Source organism: Pantoea sp. QMID4 (assembly GCF_030270445.1).
GTDB classification, from domain to species: domain Bacteria; phylum Pseudomonadota; class Gammaproteobacteria; order Enterobacterales; family Enterobacteriaceae; genus Pantoea; species Pantoea vagans.
In genome coordinates this window covers 1-492 of sequence record NZ_BSXL01000033.1, presented here as the reverse complement: position 1 = coordinate 492, position 492 = coordinate 1, and the positions used below count along the sequence as shown (strand labels likewise).

Genomic DNA, 492 nt, shown 5'->3' with positions numbered 1-492 from the left:
GTGACCGTGATGAACTGTCGAGAGGGAGACGACCCTGCCGAGGCGGGAAGAATTCGCCATCAGGAACGGTCTCGCTCGCCGGCTTTCAACAACACGGTGGCGACATTGCGAGCCGCCTTGCCGTCACCGTAGGGATACCCCGGATCGCCCTCGGGGTGCGGGCGCGTGGCGTACTCGCCCAGGTGCTCGGCATCGGGATCAAGCACGTTCCAACCGTTCTCGACGGTCTCCACCCACTCGGTCTCGGTGCGCACCGTCGTGCAGATAGTGCCAAGCAGGAAGGCTTCTTTTTGCAAACCACCCGAGTCGGTGATGACGCCAGCGGCGTTGGTGACGGCGTTAACCATGTCGGGGTAAGCCAACGGGTCAATGGTGGTGAGGTTGCCGCGGGCGACAGTAAAGCCGTCGGACTCGGCGCGGGCGCGCAAGCGCGGGTGTACCGGCAGGATGACCTTGCGATCTAGGCTGCCGAGGGCGTCAAGAATGTGGACC

At 64.0% G+C, this 492-nt stretch carries 1 protein-coding gene; it reads right to left on the bottom strand.

All coding sequences use genetic code 11. The features are described 5' to 3' along the window. Nucleotides 1-59: 59 nt before the first annotated feature. On the bottom strand, nucleotides 60-492 hold a 433-nt coding region (locus tag QSK07_RS22685), incomplete at its 5' end, for a UDP-N-acetylglucosamine 2-epimerase (protein ID WP_285797974.1).